Here is a 23,603-nt window from a genome sequence, read left to right on the forward strand (position 1 = left end):
ATAGAAACTCGACGGCTGGGCTAGTGTTGAAAGCCACAATGAAGGATCCCGATTTATGATCATAGAATGCTCGCCGGAGGGAGAAATGCAACTGGCGGGTTTAAGGTCGTCTTGAAGGGCACGCATGCCGCTAAGCCTTCAGACTTGAATGGGATCACGGTCGTTGACCAGGACAATGCTCTGGTGCCTATTGATTTAGTGCCTATCCTGCCTGGCTGCCCCAAGGACAAACCTGGGATGCAGCATTCGCCAAGATGGTCGCAAGCGCGCGCGAGCGCGGCTGGATTGACGCTAAAGCAATGCGATTCGCGCACATATCGAAAGACGGCTCTCATCAGAAAAATCCTAGGCAGCTCGCATCCTGAGTTCGTGCCCAGCATGCACGTGACACTCGTCTATCTGTCTGGATAGCGGCTCTTGTTGGCAGCTCGGCTTCTTACCTGATGCGAACCTTATGATGGCGGCGAAAAGATCAGCCTTGAATGGCAACTCGATTCTGATCAGCTGCGCCGCTCGAAGACGGCGCCTGCTGGGATAGCAACGCAAGCCCGGCTCGCGCCAGATCTTATGAGGAAAGAATGGCAGTGCATTTTTCAGTTTCGTATATCGCTGCTCGCGGCAGGTTTTAGGGGTTTGAACATATTCACCCGGCGGCCGCCCAAAACGACTTGAATCGTACGTAGCGTCACATTGTACGATATCAAAGGCACCGGTTTCCGGCCGGCCGCGGTCAATAAACGAAACGTGGTTTTGTTTTGTCCGCACAGATCCCTCGGAGCTGGTATGGCGACAAGATCGCGCAAACGAATAACGGTCGATTGGGCTGCAGAAGCTAAGGAGCAGGAACGGCACATTCCGCCCGCCACAATCGGCGCGGCATCGCAAAAGATTGCCCGGTTCTCGGAGGGGCAATGTGAAAGGACCTGACGGCTCCAGGAAGGTCTTTCTAGTCAATCACACTGAATGCCAATGCCGGGCCATGTCGGCTTCAAAGATGGAGATGCTGGAGCCGCCTATATGTGGAGCGAACCTGCATTGGGATCGCAGAAACTCTCCTCATGGTGCGCTTATCGAAATTATCGGATGTATGCAGAGGCCCTGTTGAGCAAACTAAAGTACGTGAGCAAGAACCTGCACTTTGAGCCCTTGAGTCACATCCCCCTACCTGAGCCTCATGACATCGCCACAAGCTGCATCCTTTTTGCAGATACCTGACGCAAGGCGCCTCATCTAACACCATCAAACGGTAATCGATACATCCCGGGACGTTGATGAGCTCTCATTGCCGCTTCGGGAGGATATACGGTGCAACCCAGGGAAAGCGGAAGACTGATGATTGATCTCTGCGCGCTGATTGAGCGCAACGCGGCGTTCTCTCCCGACAAGCCCGCGATCCATTTCGAGGGCGAGACCTTAAGTTACGCGACTTTCAATCAAAAGATCGAGCAGGTCGCTCGCGCCCTAAAAAGCCAGCTTGGTGTCGAGAGAGGCGATCGCGTCGCGATCCTTAGTCTTAACCGGCCTGACCATTTGCTGCTGCTCTATGCCTGCGCGCGGCTCGGCGCAATGCTCGTGCCATTGAATTGGAGGCTTGCGGTCGCTGAGCAGCTCTTCATCCTGTCCGACGCTGACACCAAGGTGCTGGTGCTCGAACACGCCTTCGAGGCGCTCCTGCCAGCCCTGGCCGATCAACTACCGGATATCTTTGTCGTTGGCTTGGATTTTGCGCCTCTTGGCGGAAGCAGATGGGATGGCCTGCTAGACCGAGGGCACGGCGATGGTCGCAATCCGCACACGGACCTGTCCTGTCCGCTTCTGATCGTCTATACCTCGGGCACCACCGGGCGGCCGAAAGGGGCTGTGCTGAGCCAGGAGGCCTTGCTGTGGAATGGGATGATGAGTCAGCACATGCACGGCATCACCTCGGCAGACCATGTCTTAACAGTGTTGCCGCTGTTCCACGTGGGTGGCCTCAACATCCAGACGACGCCAGCTTTGCATCACGGCGCGACCGTTACGATTCACACGCGGTTTACGCCAGAGGCGACGCTCGCTGCGATCGAGCGCGACCGGCCAACGCTGACTGTCCTGGTGCCTGCCACGATTCAAGCCCTGACCGAGCATCCCCAGTGGTCGACCACCGACCTCACCTCACTGAGAGCGATTTCCACCGGCTCCACCATGGTGCCGCAGCACCTGATCGAACGCTTCGTCGCACGCAGCGTACCAGTGTTGCAGGTCTATGGCTCCACGGAGACGTGCCCAATTGCTGTCTATACGAGACTCGGCGGTGATCTCTCGCGTGAGGGTACGACTGGCCTGCCCGGCCTTTGCTGCGAAGTGGAAATCATCAATGATGCGGGGAGCAGGCAACCGCCAGGAACCCTGGGCGAGATCGTAGTGCGCGGGCCTAATGTCTTCTGCGAATATTGGGGCAATCAAGACGCAACGGGCGAGGCGCTGCATAATGGCTGGTATCACACGGGGGACATCGGCCGCCGCGATGCCGATGGATATTTCTGGGTGCAGGATCGCAAGAAGAATCTGATCATTTCCGGCGGAGAAAACATTTACCCGGCGGAAGTCGAGCGTGTGCTTATGGAGCATCCCGATGTCGCAGAATGCGCTGTGGTCGGTCGGCCCGATTCGCGCTGGGATGAAGTACCGGTGGCGTATGTGATCAGGAGGTCAAGCGCGCGGATTGAAGCGGAAGCGCTGAGCGCGCACATGCAGTCGCAGCTCGCCCGTTTCAAAGTGCCGCGCGAAATCATTTTCACGGAAGAACTGCCGAGGACGGCGCTCGGCAAGATTCAGCATTATATGCTGAAAGAGCTCGATGCGCGATCAACTCGGCAAAGAGACACCAAATAAGTATCGCGGATTGGGCGCTGCCAATATTCGCCTGCTGCAGGCGGTCTTCCGTCTCAAGCTCAATGAGGTCGTTTCGATCAAAATGTTCTACATGAATGCGCTGCCGCCCGTTCATGTAGTGCGGGACTGCGCTTCCGTCCAATATGCCAAGTGCCAAGGGAGCTCGTTGATGCCGCGAATCCTAATTATGAATGCCGGTACCGCCCAAATGTCCGGTGCCGATCTAACGGCACTCCAACTTTCGCTTGCCGCCAAGTCGGCTTGGCGCTCCGTATGGTTTGCGCAACCGGGCGACGTAATTGTCTCTCCGGTACCGATCCCGACTGACCTGCTACAATATGTTGGTGCGACATTAAGGTTCGACCCATCGACTGTCTTGGTGCTCGTGCCGGAAAACGCGCACGAGATAGGTGTCCTTAGTGATTTCACTCTACAGTCCAACACAATTGTTGAACAGATCCGCCGCCACATTTGTGACAAAACACATTGGAAGCTATATGCTTGCTACGCTACTGAAGGCGTTGCGCGCTTAGCGGCGATGCTCGGCATAGTGCAGAACGGGGACGAGTTCGCTCTGCAGCGGGGTCCTGATTTATTGAACCGCAAGAGCCACTTCCGTCAACTGGCAACAAGTACCATGCTTCCGTTGCCCAGTGGATGCATAGCAACAACTTCAGAAGAACTGTTCAGAGCGGTCAACTCGCTAAGGCTTGAAACCGGCAGCGTTATTGTAAAGTTGGACAATGGCGCCGGCGGGGTCGGAAATGTCATATTGACCGGCAAGGAGAGCGCTCCACTGCCTGGGGCAAGAGAGACCCGGCGGGTCCTTTGGCCGTCGTTTGATCCTGATCAACTTTGGTCTGAGCTGACAACCGCCTCATGTAAAATCGTGGTCGTAGAGTCATACCACGTGGCTCGTTCTCTCTTTTATCTTGAGTTTGAAATCGAGGAAAATGGTTCCATAGCATACGTCAATAGCGGCAACATACGTCTGCGTCGAAGCGAAGATCCGTCCGAAAGAGCTCTCGTCTGGACCGGACTAGAGCTTCCAAGCGACCTAAGCAATGAGCAGTACTCGACCGCTTACGAGCACGCCTATCGGTTTGTGGAGCTTGCGCGGACCTTGGGATACCGCGGAATGATCAACATAGATGCCGTTTTTTCGATCGACGGGAGTCTGCTCTTTAATGAAGCGAACGGTCGCTGGGGCGGGGGCTCGGTACTGCACAGCATTGCTGACCGGACGCTAGGATCCGACTATTCCCATTCTCACGTGATTTCATCCGTGCGGAACGTCCGACTAAACTCCCTCCGAGAGGCGATTGATTGTTTCGTCGATGAAGGATTGCTATTTGATAGCATACAGAAGGAAGGCGTTATTCCGCTTGCCGCCGATCAAGACGCAGGTACGGTCGAGTGCCTCGTGATCGCGCGCGATAGGCTCGTGGGCCGCAATTTCGAGCATCGATTATTGAGGATAGTCTGATCTGCACCACTGCCCCACGTCCACTATTCAAGATACTTTGTTCGGTCCATTTGCTTGTTCCAACTTGAACTACAGCCCTATTCCCGTAAGCATCCGCCCAAGCTTACGATTACCCACATTTTTGAGTCAGAGTTTTGCTCCCGTTGCGATATCGATGAATCGCGATAATCCGCGCCACATGATCAGATTCCCTGGTGGCGGATCGTTGGCGCGGGCGAGATAGCCGCCGAGCCTGGCGATCTTGATGAGATAATGCGACAATGTTTTTCGTTGTGTGCTGACTGGATTCTTGTCTTTGACGAGCCGATCAAGCAATTGGATTTCAGCTTTGGTCAGCACAAATTCCGGTGAAGCATTTGGCGCTGAACGATTGAGCATCGTCATCCAAAAAATGCGCCAGCTCACAACGCAGAATACCGAGATCAGATTCGTCAATCGCTGAGCAGTCCGCAGTTGCGAGTCCTCTGCCCTACAGCCGGATTTGAGTATCTTGTGGAAGACCTCGATCTTCCATCGCAGGGAATACCATTCGAGTTTCTCGATCGCATCCCCGCGCGATTGCACCGGAAGATCGGTCAGGAGTTTCCATTCAATCTTTTTTCTGTTCTTTGGCGCTCCTCTTTCATCAGCGTGGATCACCGTCAAAGTCAAAGCTGGATACCGCGACTGCTTGCCTATCGGTGGCAGAATACGGATTTTGCGATACCGGATTTCAAGAACAGCCTGATCTGGATTGCCCTTGCTATCCTGGACTTCGATCCGGTGGAGACCTTTGACCAAGACCTCATCCATTATCGTTGCAACGGTATGATCGCCATCGCCTGCCAGGCGATTGACACAGGTTCTTACCAAGAAATGCGTTCCAACCTCTTGGGCGGCGCAAAACAATTCATAAATATCGGCCTCACGATCACCGATATGGATGCATTGCGATGGCTTCTCGAAAAGCTCCGTGGATTGCTTGAGGTTCTCCAGCCACCGAATGCTCTCCTTGGTTTCAATGGGGATCCGTGTCAGGTTGACCTCGCGCCTGAGCGCAGCGACCCCTCTGAATTTCTTTCTGGTCCAGAACTTCACAGCGCTGAGCCCCAGTGGAAGCCCATCGAGGGTCACCGCAAGGCTCGAATGCATCAATATTCCGCATGTCGTGTACGTTTGGGGTTTTCCGTCCAATCTTCGAGAGTTGCTTTTGGGGATGCGCTTAATCATCCCGATCAGATCCGGGCGCTCCCTTTGATAGGTGAATTCGGTCGTATCATGCAGAACAAGAACAGGTCCCTTCGCAGCCGCGATGCGTTCCCGCGTCGATTTAAAATGACCAGACAGGATGTCGGCCTCGCTTACTCGTTCATTGGAGAAGAAACGATAGGCCGCCTTGGTATTCGCCCAGTCTTGGCAAACCATAGGAATGCTCTGGCCGACGTCTCCACCAATCTGCTTCAGCAGCATGCGAAATCTCTCGCCAAGCCGAGCGTCCTGGAATTCGCACAGCGCAGCTTCACGGTCAAACCAGGTCACCGCGTCAGACGCCGACCGATGCGCCTTCTCATCCCGGGCGCGTGAAGTCAGTCCCATAGAGCACCTCTTCTCGAATCAGGTGCCCATCAAAGAATCACAAGCGATTCTAGCGACTCAAGTTTTTCGGCTCAGTGCACCTCAAAAAAATGTGGGTAATCGTAAGCCGCCCAAGGCCGCGGGAGACTCTGGTCCGAACTCCAGGCCGGCCGTGCAATGATGTGTGGACGGCGTATTTTCCGCGATTGACGGCCGGTTCGTGCGATGGCCTCGTTTCTATCAAGGAGCGAGGTTATGCTGATCGAAGAGCAGCTTCGGGAGCGGCTAAAGAAGGTGGAGGCGCTGTATTTCGGCGCGACCACTGCGGGAGAACGTGATGCCGCCGAAGCCGCAGCAGAGCGGCTGAAGGCCAAGCTCGAGGAGGCCTGCCGCCGCGATCCCGCCGTCGAGATGAAGTTCAGCTTGCCGGACCAATGGTCGGTCCGATTGTTCATCGCCTTGTGCAGGCGTTATGGCATTCGGCCGTTCCGATATCCGCGGCAGCGCTCGACGACGATCATGGTCAGGGCGCCGCGCCGCTTTTTCGACACCGTGGTGTGGCGGCAGTTTTCTGACCTGCACACGGACCTCTGGCTCTATTTCGAGCAGACGACGGAGCGGCTGATCCGGGAGGCTATCCACGCCGATACTGCGGACGCCGAGACCGCAGTCGAGCCGGCCAGCCTACGATGACGCGCCTCATGCCGCCATCCCAGTTCGTTCGGGTGCGACACTCCATTTCCACGCCAGAAGATCGCGCAGCCCGTCGATGCCGGTTTGACCCGACGTGATAGTTAGGCTGCCTGAGCGGCGGCGGGATTTGACGCCGTGCGTTTCCATTCCCAGGGCAGCAGCTCATGGAGCCGCCCCTGCGGGATGCCGGCGATGCGGCCGAGTACGTCGGCAAGCCAGGCCAGCGGATCGATATCGTTGAGCTTGGCCGTCATGATCAGCGTGGCCATGGCAGCGGCACGGTCGGCCCCGCGTTCGGAGCCGGCGAACAGCCAGGATTTGCGTACGCATACGACGAAGACTTCGCCGGAGGAATACCTATTCCCAACCATCTGCTGGAGACCAAAGGCGCTTTGAGGAGATGGCAAAGCACTCTCTTCCAGGTCGACTTGCCGCTCGCGGCGATGTCGATTCTGCCATTCCACACTCAGCTTGTTCGGCTCACGATTGTCACGTTTCTCATAAACACACCACAACCGTGCAAACGGCTTAGTTTCTAGGCTGCCGACGCGCGGAGCACCAGAGTTCCGGCGCGAAGTAGATCGGCAGCCAACTTTGCGGTCATTGGCCCTGTTCTTAGTTGAATCAAATTACACCGGCGCTGCGGCGTTTATCGGCGCCGTCTGAAGTCCGCTCGCGAGTGCGACAGCATCGAGCAAGATCGTTTTCGTACGCTGACATACCAGACTACAACTAGTTCTGCTGCGATATGGCATGAAACGCGGCAGACCTGCCGACCTGACCGAAGGACGCGTCCGCGACGGCGGTGCTCGACGTGAGATCTCCGCAGGGGCTCGCGGCTCGCGATCTCTAACTGGGCACGATCAATTCGGCTCGTGTCCTTGCGCTTAGCCCCCAAACCCTAAACGCTCGTAATGCGAGGTCGATGACGCGGGCTCCGGCGACCTTGACGGCACGCGATCACTGGGTCAGAGCGCTAGCATGCGCGCGAGCGTTGTCATTATTGCTCATCGTCATGCCCGGGCTTCTCCGGCAGGACGAGTTTGCCCGGCATACCGAACCAGCACAATCAACGAATGTGCGATAGCCCTGAGCGACAGGGCAATTGGTTGAGCCAGAACAAAGCCGTTCCGCTATGGCCACGGGCGACGACGAGAATATTTGTGGCCGATACGGCCGCATCCAGTTAGAGCATCCGGCCCGCATCAATATACCTCATCCCGACGCCATTGCAGGCCGTGACATCTAGCTAGCCGACCGCACGCGAGCGACATGGTCTTCGACTATCCGGCGGTTCGCACCCTCGTATTTTGAACAAAAGTAGACGAGTGACCGACGCTCCCCCGCGTGCACTTTCCTTACCTCATGCCAGAACCTACATGTTGTGATAAGCACAGTTCCTAAGTGTGGACGAAACACCTGCAGTTTGCGGTCGGTTGGATACACAACGAACTCACCGCCCTCGAACTCTGTCGTGAGCTGAACAATTACAGAATATTCGAAGTCGGGGTCGCTCTCAGCATCTAAATGGATACCAACAAAGGACCCAGGCGGCATGCGATGCATTTGGCATCGGCGAATCACGTACTCCGATGACGCTCCGAAGATCCTTCTGAGCGCAGAGACCCGCTCTTTTCTTTCCAGTAGTTCGATAATCTGCGCTGAAGCGGTACCATTCACGTTGCTGGGATTATGGCCGGCGTGATCTAGCCGTACTCGTTTCACAAAAACGTTGTGACAATCGCCGGCATCTCCCTTCCGAACCTGTTCTTCTGGAACATCGGACTGAAGCTGATCGATCCTGGTCAACTCGTCCTTGGTGAACAGCGTATCGGGGGCAATCAGGACCGTACCTCTATCTGCCAGCTCTGCACGGTATTCCGCGATGGCATCTTCTGAAAGCAGACCACGTTTATCACTCATTGTGCGCGCCTTTCCGATTCACTCAAATTCGCCTCCTCTAATCCGCGTGCAACGAACGGATCGCCAAATCCCAATTCTCGCCGTCGAAATCCTCTACTTCTATGCTTTCGATCGTCGTTTTATCTAGGCATCGAACATTTACGCTGAATCCTGACGGGTTCGACCGCGGTCGATAAAATGGCTTTACGCCACAAACCCGACAAAACGTATGCCGAGCGATGTGCTTATTGAACTGGTATGTAGTGAGGACGTTTTCGCCGCATTCAATCCTGAGCTTGTCATCGGCAACGAGCATGTGCACAAATCCTGACATTTGGCAGATCGAGCAATTGCACTTCACTGCAGAAATCTCTGCTGGCGCTCGTACGTAGAACTTGACAGATCCACAATGACAGCGGCCGCTGTGCTCCACCTCCGCCCCACTATTTCCGTGAGGCGAACAACTTCCGACTAGATTGCGGCACCACTCTAAGCTGAGACCATACGCCCGATCGAATTCATCCAAGAAACGGTTATTGCAGTCGGCAGGAACCAGTTCGCTAATGAGCCTGGTTGTCATTTCTCCGTGATATTTCTCCGCAGGATCCGCGCCGCCGACATGGGCCTGGAAATACTCAAGATCGTCAGCTCGAGCATCAAACGTCTTCACTAAAGTAGTCCACAGTGCCTGGATCATCTCCGCAGCATGTAGCTCGAAGGCGACCATGTGGGCGCAGCGGACTATGGCATCTCGCGACGACAAGCCATGACATAGCGCACGAAGGTACCGGCTCGTTCTGGTGCTGTAGTTAGGCTGTATTGCGCGGCCAAGTAGGCGCGACGCATCTCTTCTAAAGAGCTTTGAGTGGAAGTTTTCTGTCTCCAGAATACTGGGTAGGGCAGCGTTGCCGCCCTGGAGAACCCGACTGTGTCCTCCCGTTTCATCCCAACAGATAAAGTTTGCGACCACACTGGTCAGCTCAACGTCCTTCGGGAGCCCTCGATTGCGGTGCATTGCCTCGAATACGAGATCCTTTTGCGATCCCGCCTGCAGATATGGGAACGCCTGTGACATCGCGAAGTATTCAGGTAGTAGACTGGCAGCCTGATCTTTGGAGATTTCCGCAGCAAACGGATGGGCGCCATGCAGATCCCGGGCTCTGCGCGCCAAGTGCTCGCCGACCGGTATCTCTGAAGGTTGATCCAGGTTAGAAGAAGAAGGTTGGGATAGCGTCATTCGAGTTCGGGCATGCAGAGAGAGAGAGAGAGAGAGAGAGAGAGAGAGAGCTTTCTTGCGCTAGACCTCGGAGCGCAACCGATACAGATCTCCTCAGATCGAGAGACTCTCCATGTTGTCCTGCGGTGCGTCTCCGGTTGGAGACGCGAAGTCGGAAACCTGACAACGTGGCACTATCATTCCACCTCGTCGTCCGGACCCAGAGCCTTTTGCTCACCTCAAGCAAGGCCCGTACCAATTCTCGCGACGCGTCCGGTTGGAAACGGCCTGAGCGGAGTCCGAAAGCGCGCGGTTATGCCTTTTTCAAGCAAGGCTCACGCAATCACTTTCGCGGCGGGCCGTTGCTGGGAGACGGGCCGGATCGATTAATTGATTTGTGCGATTGATTCAAACCGATGCCATCGCCGGCATGGTTGAGTGATGGTTCGCCGATTTAGGCTTCGTAACGGCACTGATGGGGCCTCGTGGGGTCGCCCTTGATGTAGCTGTTTGCGACGCATAACGGGATATAGAACAGCTTGTCATTTAGTGCACCGAATGCTCGAAGTACATTTCCGGCGTCTCGCTCGAACTTGAGTGCTGATTCAGCGCCAGGCGCGCGGCAAGCGGAAGCCATCGCCGAAGAGTCCGGTCCACGACCACATATCACAAAAGGATTTTGAATCCGGCTTGCCCTCCGCCGCCTTGGGCCCGACGCCGATGCGTGCGAAGTTCACGATGGCCTTCGAGACGAGCTGCGGATAGCTGAGGAGAAAGTTCTCCGGCTGGGTATGGATCAGCGCGGGCATATACTTGTAGTTTTTCAGATCCTCATACGCTTCATTCAGCATCTTCTTGTACAGTAAAAGAGTACTCGACGTGCTGCGAGCACCGCGCGACTTCACACGGAAGATCGCTTCCGCGGCAATTCTTCCAGAAATAACCGCAAGGTTCAGACGTCCACAATCGCTGGTATTGTTGAGTTCGGCGGCATCCCCAACCACCACCCAGCCCTTGCCGTAGAGCTGGGGTATGGTGTTGTAGCCGCGTTTCGGAATGAGGTGCGCGGAATATTCCTTGAGCTCTGAGCCGTTAATTAGCGGCAGAATCGACGGATGACGTTTGAAGCGTTCGAGTAGCCCGTAAGGCGTTTCGCCCGTTCGCTGGAGGTCGGAGACGAGGCAGCCGATGCCGAGCGAGATGCACTCCCTATTCGCATAGATAAACCCCATGCCCGTCATGCCGCGCGAGATGGTGCCGGCGGCCTCGATGATGACCCCTTCGTCGCGCTTGAGATTGAATCGAGATTCGATGATCTCGCGCGGCAAGAGGTGCATTTCCTTGAGCTGCAGCGCAATCTGGTCGGGCGTCAACCGCTCGCGCAAGCCCGCGCGCGTCCCGAGCCAGCCATTGGCGCCCTCGGCGAGCACCACTACATCGGCGTGGATTATGCCATCCTGGCGGTCGGTACGCACACCAATGACGCGGCCGCGACAATTCTGCACCAACTCCGTGACTGTAGTCTGGTACAAGACCGTGGCACCGGCCTCCCTCACCTTCCGGGAGAACCATTTATCGAATAGGGCGCGGATGACGATATACTGGTTCGGTCGCTTGTCATTGCAGTCGTTGAAGCGGTAGCGCAGCCCGACATGGGAGCGGCTATCCAATAACCAAAAGCGCTGCTCGACAAGGCGGCGCTCGAGCGGCGCGCCCTCGCGGAAATCGGGGGCCAGCTGTTCCATGATGTCCCCATCGAGAATGGCAGCCCGCACGTTCTTTGATCCGGAATATTCGCCGCGCTCCAGCTGCAGGACCTTCATGCCACGCTTGGCCATGGTCAGCGCCGCCGCGTTGCCGGCCATTCCGGCGCCAACCACGATGGCATCGAACCTCTCTTCGATCATTGGCCTCTCCCCTGTTCAGTGGCGCATGTTCTCAAAACGTACGCTCGCTTTCGACGCGGTCGCGTGAGCGCGGCGAACATCGACGGCGGCACAAGATGGTGACTCCCAACAGCAGGATCTCCGCCTGATGGCTGTTGACGAGATCGGTCGGCGCCATGCTGTAGGACTCGTCGCGGTAATCTGCGAACACGTTGACGGCTGGGACAAGCTCGGCGGGCGTAGGAGTAAGAATTCGACCGCGGCGCTGCGTGTCGCCTCGGCCACGGGACCGACAACCGACGCGAGATCAATCTTCCGCTTCTCGGCGACCTTGCGGCCCGTGCCAGGAGATTGGATGCACCTGCCCGCACCCCTGTTCGAAACGACCCAGACATGCTTGTCCGCCTTATGCCCCGGCAGCGCCTTCTTGGCAGCGCGCCCTTTGCGCAAGAAACGCGGGAGCACTTATCAGATAGCTCATCGCCAAGCCCCTTCGGATCAGGCATCGCGAGCTAGCGCCGCAAGGTCGGCCTCTAGCTTGGGCTGGTGCTTGAAGATGGCGTCGATCAATGCTTGCGCCGGCTGCTCGGCGGCCTCTACCAGCATCGCCTTCTCAGCGCGCGCGGACGGCGCGAAGACACGCTTGACGACGGTTGGCGAGCCCTTGAGACCGCATTTGGAGATGTCCTCGACACCAGCTTCCTGGGCGCTCCATTTCACAATCGGCGCCCGGGCGGCACGCAATGCATCGTCCATGGCACCGCGGCGAATCTGGTTGGTTGCCTCGAGCATGGTGATGAGACACGGTAGCCTGGTGCGGAGCACCTGGACGCCACCTTCGGAGCGCCGTTCTGTTTCTATTGTGCGCGCAGCGAGATCCAGCGCCCTGATCTTTGCGACGTAGGTAAGCTGCAGCACACCGAGCCGCTTCGCGACGCCGGGCCCAACCTGCGCGGTGTCGCCGTCGATGGTCTGCTTACCGGTGAAGATAAGGTCCGGCGGGCCGTATTCCTTGCCGATTTTGCGGATCGCGGTCGCGAGCGCGTAAGTCGTTGCCAGCGTATCGGCGCCCGCAAAGCAGCGGTCGGTGAGCAGTACGGCGCGATCGGCGCCAAAGGTCAGCGCTTTGCGTAATGAGTCCTCCGCTGATGGCGGCCCCATTGTAAGGACAGTGATCTCGCCACCGAACTTATCGCGCAGCTCCAACGCGGCCTCGAGCGCGAAGAGGTCGTATGGATTAATGATGGTGGGCACGCCCTGACGCATGATCGTGTTGGTCACGGGGTGCACGCGGATCTGCGCGGAGTCGGGAACCTGCTTGATGCAGACGACGTTGTGCATGTGCTTCTCCAGACGTTGCGACGGCTGGCGAACAGAACAGCAAGTGTCGTACCATTGCGTGAATTTCAATATCGGGCAGAAATACAACGGCTTTTGGGAAGCAATGTCACTGTCGCCTGACGTTCGCCGACGCAATTGCGACATTCGTCGTGACTACGACAGCCCGGCTCTCGCGGCGTGATTAGTTCTTGATCTCTCAATGAGAGCGGCCCCAGAGACAGGATGCGCTTTGCCGGAGTTGATCCACACGCGATTTTGGGTCTCGTAGCGGCCGCTGCGCTCACGAGAGGGCGTAAGCCCTGAGCCGAGTTGCACTGGACGATGCTTCGCGTCGAGAGGAGCAAGGCGCCGCAATACGCTTGCGGCGTCTGCGACCGCAAGGCACACGGCGGTTTCTTTTGCGCAGGCCCCGCATCGCGCAGCGGTCGCCGCATACGATGCCGCGCGAATCGAACGAGGTCGAACAGCCCCCGATGGTCTCACTGACGGTATCAGGCCGTGAGCTAATGGCCGATGGCGACATGGCCAACGGATTCTTGCTGACAGCTTCGCGTTCGCACGAGCGTAGAAGGCAAGGGACCGCCTGTGCCGGGCGGTTTATCCGATGATGCCAGAACCGGCGCTGACGGGGGGGCCGCATCCTATCGCGGCTCCAGGACCGCCCCAAACCATCACGCCTCTATTTTGTTTCGCCAACTATTCGCCATAAGCGGCTATAATCACGGCCCCGACACACCCAAAGTCCGACACTGCTTTAGAAGCGCTTGATCTCGACGCCATATTTCCTCAGGGCATAGCCAATTTGGCGCGGCGTAAGTCCGAGCAGGCGCGCCGCCTTTGCCTGTACCCAGCCGGATCTTTCCATGGCCGCGATGACACGCTCGCGATCTGCCATCTTCGCACCACCTACGAGAGCTGCGCCGACCGGTGCCAGCGGGGCGAGCTCGCTGCCGAAAGGCGGGATCGATGTAGCAGCCTCGGCCGGCGGCGCGGCGGGCTTAGCAGTCACTGGCCGGATCGGCCCCGACTGCAGCGCCGTCTCTTCCGATCCGCTCTTCCACAGCATCGCGGAAAGGCACTGGCCGTGGCAGCAGGCAAAGTCGTCTCTCACGATCGATGGTCCTGGTGTCAGAGTGGCGGTACGCTGCACGCAATTCTCAAGCTCGCGGACGTTTCCGGGAAAACCGCAGTTCGTCAGTACTTCAACCGCGCTTGCATCGAAGGTAAGCGTGCGGCCGTTCTCTCTGTTGAAATTCCTGAGAAACTCGGTCGCGAGGAGCGGAATATCACCGCGCCTTTCGCGCAACGGCGGCAGCAGCAAGGGGACCACGCTGATGCGATAATAGAGGTCGGCGCGGAACTCGTTCCTTGCCACCGCCTCTTCCAGGTTCTTATTCGTGGCGGCAATCACGCGAACATCGACCTTAATGGTCTGGTTGCCACCGACGCGCTCGAATTCCTGCTCCTGCAGTACGCGCAACAGCTTTGCCTGGAATGAGGCCGAGATCTCGCCGATCTCGTCCAAAAATAGCGTTCCCTTGTCGGCGAGCTCAAAGCGGCCTTTGCGCGCAGTGAACGCGCTGGTAAAGGCCCCCTTCTCATGACCGAACAATTCGGATTCCAGTACCGTCTCAGGCAGCGCCGCGCAATTGAGTTTTATGAAGGGCCGCTTGGCGCGTGCCGACCGCTCGTGAATGGCCTTAGCGACCAGCTCCTTTCCGGTACCGGACTCGCCGCGCAACAGCACCGTGCTGTTTGATTTGGCTACGACGGCGATCTTCTCGAGCAGCCTGCGCAGCGCCGGGCTGTCGCCAATAATCCCCTCGACATGGACCTTCTTGCGCTCCCGCGCAGGCTGTTTGAGCTCGGTCAATTCCTTTTGCAGCCGGTCCTTCTCCGCCATCAGTCGCTCGCGGTCACACGCGAACAGCCGATGCAGCTTCACTGTCTGCCCCGCTAGGTTGGCGATCATTGTGAGCAGCCGGACGTCGTAATCGAGCCGGTCGCTCGACGCGTTGTCTAGGATGCGATCGATCGTCAGCGTGCCCACGACATTCGCATCGATGCGAATGGGAACGCCGATGAACGAAACTGGCGTATCGTCGGAGGCCCCGAGCACCTCCTTGTCCGCAGCACTAAAGCTCGGATGCACTGCTACGTTTTCGGCCACGAGCGACTTGTCGGACGTCACGATCTCGTCGATTACCTTCTGCGGCAGGCGCATCCGGAAGTGCTCGTCGCTCCCTTCGCTCCAGCCGGCGCCCACGGTAATGTCCGGCACGCCATCATCGTGGAACAGAGAGACGATGCCGTGCCGCATCTGCACAAACGATTGCAGAAGATCGACGACGTTGGCCAGCGTGACTTCTAGCCGGCAGGGTGCGGTGAGCACTTTCGATATTTCGAAGATCCCGATAATCGCGCTCTCGTACAACGGCACATTAGGGAGCGCGTCGTCCGTCTCGGAGTTTGAGTTAGGCCTTTCGCGCACGGAAGGGATATGCAGCATGACGACGTCTCCGTTGTTATGACCATCCTCCCTGTCATCCTGTTCGGATTTTCGAATATTGTGTTGCATGTCATCCTCGATCTCGCCCCATTTTAGGATGACGCAAGAGATAACTTCTTATTATGGCACGATGGTAAAACTGCATCGCGACACGACGGTAAAATTACAGTGTGCTTTGACTTGCTTATTCTCTGCTCTTGCGAACTCGTCGCGCGCGTTCCGTGGGAACACGAATTCCGTTGATGTAGATCAAATCAGCTGCGACTTGTTTCTTGCAGGTACATTCGATCACAGGTGTTGGCCGCCATTAATCGGCACCTCGGTGCCCGTGACATAGCTTGCCGCATCCGAGCATAGGAAGAAGATGACCTTCGCGACTTCTTCGGGTGTGCCCACTCGGCGCAGCGGAATATTTGGTACAAGACGCGCTTCCGTGTTCGGCGACAAAATATCGGTCTTGATCTCGCCGGGCGCGATCGCATTCACGCGAATGCCGTGCGGTGCATAGTCGTGCGCCATTTCGCGCGTGAGACACGCGAGCGCGGCTTTCGATGTCGCGTAGGCGGAGCCGGCAAACGGGTGCACTCGGGACCCTGCGATTGAGGTCACGTTGACAATCGATCCTGACGCTGCTTTGAGCTCTTCAAACAGGCCTTGCGCGAGCAGAATCGGCGCCACCAGATTGAGGTGGAACACCTTCATCCAGGTTTCGACTGACGTCGTCAACGCCGTCAGTCGAGTGCCATTCGGCGTCTTCGGTGAAATGCCGGCATTGTTGATCAAGCCGTGCAATGGCGCGCCTGCGAGGCGCTCCTTGATCTCGGCGATGGCGCGCGGCAGCATGCGATGGTTGCTGAGGTCGACCTGGATATGGTTGTCGGCCCCTGACTTCCACGGGCAGCGTCCGCTATCGAATGGTTGGCGCGCGCAAGAAATGATGCGCCAGCCCGCTTCCGAAAACAGCTTTCCGGTGGCGTGACCAATGCCGCGCGACGCGCCGGTTAGCACCAGCGTCTTCTGTTCTCCCTGCTGGATGCGGACTCTATCGGTGTGAAACGGACAGCCCACGTCGGTCGCCGACGGTGGACTAGCGACCGCTTCGTCGTTTCTCAGATCGAGACTCAAACGCGCCTCCCAATTCTCTTGCCCTCGCCCGTGAACGCGGTGCAGGATTTGGGCCAGCGCGATGCGAAGGAACGCTCACGCGTTTTGCGGCCCAATGTCGCGCTCGCAACAGCTTGGCGGGTTCCCCACATCGGGCGCGTTTGCTTTCGGACAATAGCAAACGCAGGTGCACAAGCCGATTTTCGAGTCTCGCGTAATGTGCGCGGCACGACCAGTTTGACTCCGTCTTGCTCCATGGCCCTTATGCGCGCTGCTTTATCGCAAGTATTGTCAATGCGGTCGGGCCAGGTCCGTCAGCTAAATTGCTGCGCAGATCAGAACCGCCGGCGATTAGTTCGCTCTCACACCGTTCGATGCGCTGGAATGAGGTATTGCTGTTGAGCAATCCGCCACTCCGCTACCGGCCACGTCATTCCAATTCATCATTTCGTGATCGAACTGGTCTCACGATAGGCGGCAGCAAGCTCTCCCTTGCAAGCGTTTCTCGACGGCCTTCCGTCATCGCAGTCCTTCTTGAGCGTGGCGATGGCTCACGGTCGGCTAGCTCGGCTTGCTGCTGCGGCCGCGGAGCTGCCAGGCAGGCATGATCTCTCATCTCGATCGCGCAATCGACCGCGGCGACGGCCGAAACAGCGAGTGACAGTCCTCGCATGAACGGCCGCTTCACAGCTCGAGCCCGTGCTTTGCGAGCACCTGGCGCGTTAGCGCACCCGTGATCTCGCTGGCGATTTCGTTGCGGATCTGAGCTCCGAGCTCCCGCTCGGCATCGGGGTCGCCTGTCAGACCATGCTCGGCAAGACGCTGGTTCAGGCGAGTTTGAAACTCATCTCCCATCGCATCGATGAGCCGCTCCTGCATCGCTGCATGATCTTCGGGGGCGATGCGTCTCACCACGCTATCCCAAGGTTGCCAGCCCCTTGCCAGGTAGTCCGCGAATCCCGTCGCCTCTTGGTCCCGCACCGTCGTCGCGGCCCTGGCAACATCGTCTTCTGTCACGTGAGAGATGTTCAAGAAGCGCATGTCTGGGGCGACGTGCCGCAGCTCCAGAGGGTCGCGCAGCTGGGTCTGGTAGGCAAGATAGACCTCAATCTCGTCGATGTCGGCGTCCGGGTCGGCACGGCGGAGCGAGTTGACCGTCTCGCGCGCGATCCCGTCCAGCGCCCTCAAGCGGAACATCACACGGCCGCGCTGAAGCAGTTCGTCGAGCCGCCTGTCATACGCTCCGCCCTCGACATCAGCGTTCAGGCGTGCGGTCTGCATGCCGTTCCAGGCCAAAGTGATGCGATCCTCGCACCTCTCGCTCGCTCCCAAAGCCGCGGCGAAGTACTGCTCGCGCAATCGCGGCCTGACCGCCGCCTGGCGCAGATCCTCGACCACCACCCGCCGGAACGCCTCATTGCCATAGTTCACCGTGCCACGGAGCCTGTCGAGGAAGCGTGCGTAGTCCTGAGCACCTGGCTCTTGGGCGAAGCGCTGCCAGGCGGCCACTGCCTCAGTGTCGCCCGCGAGCCAGTGCGCGACAACCTCGTGCAGGGCCTGCGGCTGGACTTGCACCGCTCCCCCGGCCATAGACAAAAAGATCTGCGGGCCGTCATAGCCCCCGGCATGCATGGCTGTCGCCAGGTTGGTCAGTACCCCCTCGGGCAGCGGATTATTCTCCAGATTGACGCTGGACTCACGGCCCAGCTGCGTCAGCAGGGTCTCTGGCACGCTGGTCAGCTGGTTGTTGCTGGCGCCGAGCCATAGGAGCTCCGCGGGAATCGTCTCGGGCAGGCTAGTCAGCTGGTTGTGGCTAGCGCTGAGCCATTCGAGCTCAGCCGGGAGGGGCTCGGGCAGATTGGTCAGCTGATTGTCGTCGACGTTCAGGCGCTGGAGCCCGGCTGGAAGGTCGGGCAGACTGGTCAGCCGGTTGCCGCTGGCGTCGAGATCCTGAAGCGTTGCCGGAAGAGTATCGGGCAGACTGGTCAGCTGATTGTCGTCGACCCTCAAACGCCGGAGCCCGAGCGGCAGGTCTGCGGGCAGGCTGGTCAGCCCATTGCCGATGGCGTAGAGCCGCCGAAGCCCGGCCGGAAGGTCGGGCAAGCTGGTCAGCCGATTGTTGCTGGCGCGGAGCCGCTGGAGATCGGCTGGAAGGTCGGGCAGGCTGGTCAGCTGATTGTTGTCGACGTTCAGGCGCCGGAGCTCGGGCGGTAGGGGAGCGGACAAGGCGGTCAGGGACAGGGACGACAGATCCAGCGGCTGATCGACATCGCCCGCCTCCCGCCAAGCCCTCGTTCGACTTACCGCCTCTTGCCGATTCTCGTCTTCGCCCTGCCCCTCTTCGGCAGCCCGGCCCGTCAGGACCAGGTCCTGCGACGAGGCGGGGCCGGCCGCGGACGCCTCCGCCTCGGTCAAGGCCTCGGCCCACTGCGCCGCGGCCGGGGACCCTGGTTCGGAGGTTTCTGATTCGGAAGTTTCGGAAGGAGTGCCAGCGCCAAGCTGGGCCCGTTCTGCATTCATCGATCCGTCTTCTCGGTAGCCAAATGAAGGGAGTGCGCCGGAGCCGCGCTTCTCGAAGCCGGTAGCTCTCACCAGGGATGGTGATCACCGACTAACGAGGAAGCAGGCGATCACGGAGCGCGGTTGCAACCACAGAACCGCCGAACACGCTGCGCCATTCGCCCACAGGGCAGTTGCAGCAAGACCAGCACGTCCGGACGGAATCGACGGTTAACGAAAGGGTACGGGGGTTGTTTCGTTAGGGCAATACATCCCCCTCTCCTCTGCAGCAGATCAAGCCTCACATCGCAGTCCAGATAGACAGTATCTCAATGCTATAAGACTTACCTGTCCAAAAACTGACGAGTTTCGGAAGACTCATAATGCGGCGGTGAAAGCCCATCGACTCTCGAAGCTGCAGCGTCAATGGGGTCTACTGAAGAAAAACCGGTGACGGTCTGGCGTTCGGGACGCCTTTCGCGCAAATACGCGCACACTCGTCGTCTTGGCTACAGCCTGCTGCGCAGACAGCTCGTCAGTCGCGCCATCCAGCTCTTCGAAGGTCAGCGCCAACTGGTCGATCAGCCGCGATGATCGCTCCGGTCGACCGCCGTAGATCCTCCGCTCGAGCTTGGCGATCCTAAGCTTCTGATGGGCGATCAGCGCTTCGTCTTCCGAGACTTTTGCACGGGCAAACGCGAGCGGCGCCCAATACCTTCACCAGCATTCGCATATGACCTCAAAGCTAGACTTAAGGCCAGATCCGCACAAAGACGACCGAACTTCACAAAGCTGCCGCCACCAAAGCGATACCTCGAGCGCGATGAGCAGATTTAGATGATCGAGGCCCTCAACGCATGATCCGGACTTATCTAGCGCGTGGATGCATTCCATCAAAAAAAATCGATTTTAACAATTGGAAGAAACGGATAGCAAAACGTCAGTTGGACAAATTGAATTCAGGCATCCAGAATGGTTATCGATGTTCACCATGGCTCTGAGAAGATCTCTCCACGTGCGGCGGCGAGTCAACCGAACCGCATGCCCATTGCGGCCACCTTCTCCGGCGGCGACGCAAGCTGCACCGCGCCGGCTTAACGCGACAAGTGCCCCCCGCGTCGCGTAAGCATTTGCCTCCGATAAACTTCCGTATAGCTTTTCCAACCTTTTTTGTATCACCCGCCTATCTACGTACAAGTGAACCCACTCTCGACGTCGCCTTTGCTTTGCGAGCAATCAGGAGCTGCCGATTGCTGGTGCCAAATGCTTCTGCGATCCGGCCAAATGGATCGAATTCCATAGCTCGCAGATCATGCGGAAGATGCGTAACCGGCATGAGGGCCTCACCTCGCAGTGACGAAGCTTGTCTGCGATACAGGCTGGCAAGAGCTGATCGGTGGAGGTGGCGCGATGGCAAATGCCATGCTTGATGCCAGGCAGGAAGGTGACTCTTATCGCCGCGTTGAGGTGATCACTGGGGAGCGCCGGCGGCGACGGTGGACGAGCGAGGAGAAGGCCCGGATCGCGGCAGAGAGCTTTGAGGAGGGGGCGAACATCTCCGAGGTGGCGCGGCGCAATGGCGTTTCTCGCGGACTGCTCACGGTGTGGCGCCGCCAGGTAGCGGCGGCGCTGGCCGGCAAAGCCCAGAACTTCGTGCCTATCCAAATTGGCGCCGAGAGCGATGGCGGGAGGGTTGGCAAGTCCGAGTGTATTTCGCCGGTACAGACGAAGCCCGTGGAGATTGCCACGCCGCCGGCCAAGGTCTGTGGAGTGGTCGAGATCGAGGTGAACGGGGCGCGCATCCGGGTCGAGCCGGGGGTGGAACTGGCGACGCTTTCGGTGGTGCTATCGGCGCTTCGAGGGATCCGGTGATTGCTCTACGGTCAGACCTCAAGGTGGTGCTGGCGGCCCAGCCGGTCGACTTTCGTAAGTCGGTGCATACGCTGTCGGCGCTGGTGAGCGAAGCACTGCGCGCGAACCCATATTGCGGCGACGTCTTCGTGTTCCGCAGCAAGCGCATGGACAGAGTGAAGCTTCTGGCGTGGGACGGCAGCGGCATGGTGTTGGTAACGAAGTGGTTGCACCAGGGGCGTTTCACCTGGCCGCCGATCCGCGACGGCGTTGTGCATCTCAGTGCGACGCAGCTTGCGATGCTACTCGACGGGCTCGAGTGGACGCGTGTGTCGCCCAAGCCTGTGAAGCAGCCGGCCATTGTCGGCTGAGAAGTGAGGATTTCACTGGAGCATGGGTCGCACGGATGTATCGTCTGGTCATGGCGATTCGCCCCGACACTCTCCCGACCGATCCGGCAGCTCTGACCGAGATGGTGCTCGCGCTTGACGCTGAGAACGAGACGCTGCGCGTAGCAATGCAAACGTTCAAGGACATGATCTTCGGGAAGCGCTCGGAGCGGCTTGCCGCGCTCGTGGCCGAGCAGCTCGCGCTTGAGCTTGGCGATCTTGAGACCGACGTCACGCCGCCTGCAGCTGCCAACGACGATGCAGCTGCGGCAAAGCCGCCCGGCAAGCCACTGCGGAAGAAGGCGCGCCGCAACATCGGCGCGCTTCCAAAGCACCTGCCGCGCTGTGAGCATGTGCTGGAGCCGGAGGCGACCGCATGCCCGTGTTGCCAGGGCCAGCTTCACAAGATCGGCGAGGACGTCAGCGAGGTGCTGGACATCATCCCGGCGATCCTGCGGGTGCTGCGGACGGTCCGTCCCAAGTACGGCTGCCGCCGCTGCACCGATGGTGTGATCCAGGCGAAGGTGCTGCCGCGCCTGATCGAGAGCGGCATGGCTTCGACCGCACTCGTGAGCCACGTGGTAGTCTCGAAGTTCGCCTGGTATCTGCCGCTGTACCGACAGGTGCAAATTCTGGCCGGCCAGGGTGTCCATCTCGACCGGGCGACGCTTGCCGGCTGGGTGAAGCGTGCGGCCTGGTGGCTCAGGAGCCTCTATGCGCTTCAGCTGCGCACGATCCAGACCGCGCCGCGCCTGTTCTGCGACGAGACGCCGATGCCGGTGCTCGATCCCGGACGACATCGCCCGCGCATCTGCCAGTTCTGGGCGCATGCCATGGATGACCGGCCATGGGGCGGTCCCTCGCCGCCGGCGGTGGCCTACGTGTTCGCCGACGGCCGCGGCACGGCGGAGATCGCCAGACAGTTGATGGGCTTTTCCGGCATTCTGCAGGTCGACGGTTATGCCGCCTACAAAGCGCTCGCCCGCGATCATGGCGGCGCGATCCAACTCGCCTTTTGTCTCGCCCACGCCCGCCGCAAATTCGTCGAGGTGTATAAGACGACCCAGTCGCCGTTCGCGCGCGAAGTGATCGAGCGCCTGCAGGCGGTCTATGCCATCGAAGCAGAGATCCGTGGCAGCAGTGCCGAGCAGCGGCTGGCCACCCGCGGCACCAGGTCCGCTCCATTGATGGAGGCGCTCAGGACGCGCCTGACCGCAATGGTCGGCCAGCTCTTCTCCCAATCGAAGCTGGCGGAGGCCATCAACTACGCACTCAATCACTGGGACGGGTTGACGCTGTTTCTCCGCAACGGCCGTGTCGAAGTTGACAGCAACACAGTCGAGCGTTCCATGCGCCCGATTGCGATGGGAAGACGCAACTCATTGTTCAGCGGCAGCGAAGGCGGCGCCGAGAGCTGGGCGATCCTGGCGTCGCTCGTGAACACGGCAAAACTCCATGAGCTCGATCCGCAGGCCTACCTGACCGATGTGCTGGAGCGCATCGTGTCTGGGCGAACCAAGAGCCATCAGCTGCACGAGCTGCTCGCCTGGAACTGGAAGGCGGCGCGCCGGCACACACCGCAGGCAGCGGCATGAGCCCACGTCGCCATAAGGCAGCATCGTCGATGGCGTCAGCCGCGATGTCGCTTGCGGAGCTCGAGCGATGGCTCCAGGATCGCGTCGATCGCCATCCTGCCGCCACCAGCATTCCCATGCTCGACGGCTATACCGCCGCGATCGTGGCCGGACCGGTGTCGATGAGCCCGCTCGATTGGATCTGCCCGCTGCTCGCGATCGATGCCGACGCTTTCAACCATGGCGGCACGCCGGAGTTCGCCGCGATCTCCGCCGTCGCGCTGCGCCACAACGACATCAGCAACACCCTCTCGACTGCCCCCGATCGGTTCGAGCCGATGCACCGGCGCGACCCCAGCGGCAACATCGATGCGCATCCCTGGTGCCAGGGTTTCTATGCTGCGATGCGGCTCAGACTGTCGGCGTGGGCGCCGTTGCTCGACGTCAACAACGTCAATCACGGCCTGCTGCTGCCCATCCTGCTGCATTGTCGCGACGATCAGGCCCGTCCGCTGCTCGGACCGCCACGAAGCGGTCGCAAAACCGAGGATTTCCTCCGTAACGCCTACCTCGATATCCCAGCCGTCGTCGAGGCGCTGCGCCAGCACTGGATGCCCATCCGCTACGCCCGCGACCGCTAATCATCGCGGACGTGGGAGCTCATACCGGTTACGAAGATGCAGGCGAAGTCCTCCTCATGTCACGATGCTGCGCACGCGGTCACATGT

15 protein-coding genes and 2 pseudogenes are annotated in these 23,603 nt (G+C 59.0%); 7 read left to right on the plus strand and 10 right to left on the minus strand.

Features of this window, described 5'->3' with window-relative positions; translation table 11 throughout:
* The first annotated feature begins 1,335 nt into the window (after nucleotides 1-1,335).
* Both ACH79_RS38335 and ACH79_RS38340 read left to right on the plus strand, forming a co-directional pair.
* Nucleotides 1,336-2,871, plus strand: a complete 1,536-nt coding sequence (locus tag ACH79_RS38335) for a class I adenylate-forming enzyme family protein (protein WP_161856792.1) — start codon at nucleotides 1,336-1,338, stop codon at nucleotides 2,869-2,871.
* Nucleotides 2,837-4,357 carry a hypothetical protein gene (locus tag ACH79_RS38340; protein WP_246738310.1) on the plus strand — a complete coding sequence of 507 codons (1,521 nt, stop codon included), beginning with the start codon at nucleotides 2,837-2,839 and terminating at the stop codon, nucleotides 4,355-4,357. The genes ACH79_RS38335 and ACH79_RS38340 overlap by 35 nt, the downstream gene beginning before the upstream one ends.
* Nucleotides 4,358-4,483: 126 nt before the next feature.
* Here ACH79_RS38340 and ACH79_RS38345 read toward each other — a convergent pair whose 3' ends face one another.
* Nucleotides 4,484-5,932, minus strand: a complete 1,449-nt coding sequence (locus ACH79_RS38345) for an IS4 family transposase (protein WP_161855474.1) — start codon at nucleotides 5,930-5,932, stop codon at nucleotides 4,484-4,486.
* A 234-nt stretch (nucleotides 5,933-6,166) separates the two neighbouring features.
* Between ACH79_RS38345 and ACH79_RS38350 the strand changes: the two genes are divergently transcribed.
* On the plus strand, nucleotides 6,167-6,604 hold the full coding sequence (locus ACH79_RS38350; RefSeq protein WP_161855475.1) for a hypothetical protein: 438 nt from the start codon (nucleotides 6,167-6,169) through the stop codon (nucleotides 6,602-6,604).
* A 101-nt stretch (nucleotides 6,605-6,705) separates the two neighbouring features.
* On the opposite strand, the pseudogene ACH79_RS38355 reads toward ACH79_RS38350, so the two are convergent.
* The 9 genes and pseudogenes from ACH79_RS38355 to ACH79_RS38395 form a co-directional block, all read right to left on the minus strand.
* Nucleotides 6,706-6,927, minus strand: a pseudogene (locus ACH79_RS38355) (transposase domain-containing protein); the annotation flags it as partial.
* A gap of 922 nt (nucleotides 6,928-7,849) precedes the next feature.
* Nucleotides 7,850-8,527 carry a 2OG-Fe(II) oxygenase gene (locus ACH79_RS38360; RefSeq protein ID WP_161855476.1) on the minus strand — a complete coding sequence of 226 codons (678 nt, stop codon included), beginning with the start codon at nucleotides 8,525-8,527 and terminating at the stop codon, nucleotides 7,850-7,852.
* Nucleotides 8,528-8,564: 37 nt separating this feature from the next.
* Complete coding sequence (locus ACH79_RS38365; RefSeq protein ID WP_161855477.1) at nucleotides 8,565-9,743, minus strand: GFA family protein; 1,179 nt, start codon at nucleotides 9,741-9,743, stop codon at nucleotides 8,565-8,567.
* A 584-nt stretch (nucleotides 9,744-10,327) separates the two neighbouring features.
* A complete protein-coding gene (locus ACH79_RS38370) occupies nucleotides 10,328-11,629 on the minus strand; it encodes an FAD-dependent oxidoreductase (protein WP_161855478.1) in 1,302 nt (433 codons plus the stop codon).
* A 477-nt stretch (nucleotides 11,630-12,106) separates the two neighbouring features.
* Nucleotides 12,107-12,949, minus strand: coding sequence for an electron transfer flavoprotein subunit beta/FixA family protein (locus ACH79_RS38375; RefSeq protein ID WP_065754579.1), 843 nt, complete (start codon nucleotides 12,947-12,949; stop codon nucleotides 12,107-12,109).
* 754 nt (nucleotides 12,950-13,703) lie between these two features.
* Nucleotides 13,704-15,527: a nif-specific transcriptional activator NifA gene (nifA, locus tag ACH79_RS38380; protein ID WP_161855479.1), complete on the minus strand. Its 1,824-nt coding sequence runs from the start codon at nucleotides 15,525-15,527 to the stop codon at nucleotides 13,704-13,706.
* A 219-nt stretch (nucleotides 15,528-15,746) separates the two neighbouring features.
* Complete coding sequence (locus tag ACH79_RS38385; protein ID WP_246738771.1) at nucleotides 15,747-16,526, minus strand: SDR family NAD(P)-dependent oxidoreductase; 780 nt, start codon at nucleotides 16,524-16,526, stop codon at nucleotides 15,747-15,749.
* A 720-nt stretch (nucleotides 16,527-17,246) separates the two neighbouring features.
* Nucleotides 17,247-19,082 (minus strand): NEL-type E3 ubiquitin ligase domain-containing protein, encoded by a 1,836-nt coding sequence (locus tag ACH79_RS38390; protein ID WP_161855480.1) that lies wholly within the window; start codon nucleotides 19,080-19,082, stop codon nucleotides 17,247-17,249.
* Between the two features lie 434 nt (nucleotides 19,083-19,516).
* A pseudogene (locus ACH79_RS38395) lies at nucleotides 19,517-19,769 on the minus strand (IS66 family transposase); the annotation flags it as partial.
* A gap of 702 nt (nucleotides 19,770-20,471) precedes the next feature.
* On the opposite strand from ACH79_RS38395, the gene ACH79_RS38400 reads away from it, so the two are divergent.
* From ACH79_RS38400 to ACH79_RS38415, 4 genes are read left to right on the plus strand one after another with little or no spacing between them, the layout of a single operon-like run.
* Nucleotides 20,472-20,933 (plus strand): transposase, encoded by a 462-nt coding sequence (locus ACH79_RS38400; protein WP_141343522.1) that lies wholly within the window; start codon nucleotides 20,472-20,474, stop codon nucleotides 20,931-20,933.
* Nucleotides 20,930-21,283 carry an IS66 family insertion sequence element accessory protein TnpB gene (tnpB, locus tag ACH79_RS38405; RefSeq protein WP_069279868.1) on the plus strand — a complete coding sequence of 118 codons (354 nt, stop codon included), beginning with the start codon at nucleotides 20,930-20,932 and terminating at the stop codon, nucleotides 21,281-21,283. The genes ACH79_RS38400 and tnpB overlap by 4 nt, the downstream gene beginning before the upstream one ends.
* Before the next feature lie 50 nt (nucleotides 21,284-21,333).
* The gene (locus ACH79_RS38410) at nucleotides 21,334-22,896 is read left to right on the plus strand and encodes an IS66 family transposase (RefSeq protein WP_161856372.1); all 1,563 of its coding nucleotides are present in this window, start codon (nucleotides 21,334-21,336) and stop codon (nucleotides 22,894-22,896) included.
* Nucleotides 22,893-23,516, plus strand: coding sequence for a UPF0149 family protein (locus ACH79_RS38415; protein ID WP_246738294.1), 624 nt, complete (start codon nucleotides 22,893-22,895; stop codon nucleotides 23,514-23,516). Before ACH79_RS38410 ends, ACH79_RS38415 begins: the two co-directional genes overlap by 4 nt.
* Nucleotides 23,517-23,603: the final 87 nt, after the last annotated feature.

Source organism: Bradyrhizobium sp. CCBAU 051011 (genome assembly GCF_009930815.1).
In the GTDB taxonomy this organism is placed as follows: domain Bacteria; phylum Pseudomonadota; class Alphaproteobacteria; order Rhizobiales; family Xanthobacteraceae; genus Bradyrhizobium.

What these genes read in the sequence shown, in the direction of transcription:
- ACH79_RS38375 (WP_065754579.1), bottom strand. Translation starts at nt 12,949, where the DNA reads ATGCACAACGTCGTCTGCATCAAGCAGGTTCCCGACTCCGCGCAGATC.
- ACH79_RS38360 (WP_161855476.1), bottom strand. Translation starts at nt 8,527, where the DNA reads ATGAGTGATAAACGTGGTCTGCTTTCAGAAGATGCCATCGCGGAATAC.
- ACH79_RS38345 (WP_161855474.1), bottom strand. Translation starts at nt 5,932, where the DNA reads ATGGGACTGACTTCACGCGCCCGGGATGAGAAGGCGCATCGGTCGGCG.
- ACH79_RS38370 (WP_161855478.1), bottom strand. Translation starts at nt 11,629, where the DNA reads ATGATCGAAGAGAGGTTCGATGCCATCGTGGTTGGCGCCGGAATGGCC.
- ACH79_RS38365 (WP_161855477.1), bottom strand. Translation starts at nt 9,743, where the DNA reads ATGACGCTATCCCAACCTTCTTCTTCTAACCTGGATCAACCTTCAGAG.
- ACH79_RS38410 (WP_161856372.1), top strand. Translation starts at nt 21,334, where the DNA reads ATGGCGATTCGCCCCGACACTCTCCCGACCGATCCGGCAGCTCTGACC.
- ACH79_RS38350 (WP_161855475.1), top strand. Translation starts at nt 6,167, where the DNA reads ATGCTGATCGAAGAGCAGCTTCGGGAGCGGCTAAAGAAGGTGGAGGCG.
- ACH79_RS38340 (WP_246738310.1), top strand. Translation starts at nt 2,837, where the DNA reads ATGCGCGATCAACTCGGCAAAGAGACACCAAATAAGTATCGCGGATTG.
- ACH79_RS38390 (WP_161855480.1), bottom strand. Translation starts at nt 19,082, where the DNA reads ATGAATGCAGAACGGGCCCAGCTTGGCGCTGGCACTCCTTCCGAAACT.
- ACH79_RS38415 (WP_246738294.1), top strand. Translation starts at nt 22,893, where the DNA reads ATGAGCCCACGTCGCCATAAGGCAGCATCGTCGATGGCGTCAGCCGCG.
- ACH79_RS38400 (WP_141343522.1), top strand. Translation starts at nt 20,472, where the DNA reads ATGGCAAATGCCATGCTTGATGCCAGGCAGGAAGGTGACTCTTATCGC.
- nifA (WP_161855479.1), bottom strand. Translation starts at nt 15,527, where the DNA reads ATGCAACACAATATTCGAAAATCCGAACAGGATGACAGGGAGGATGGT.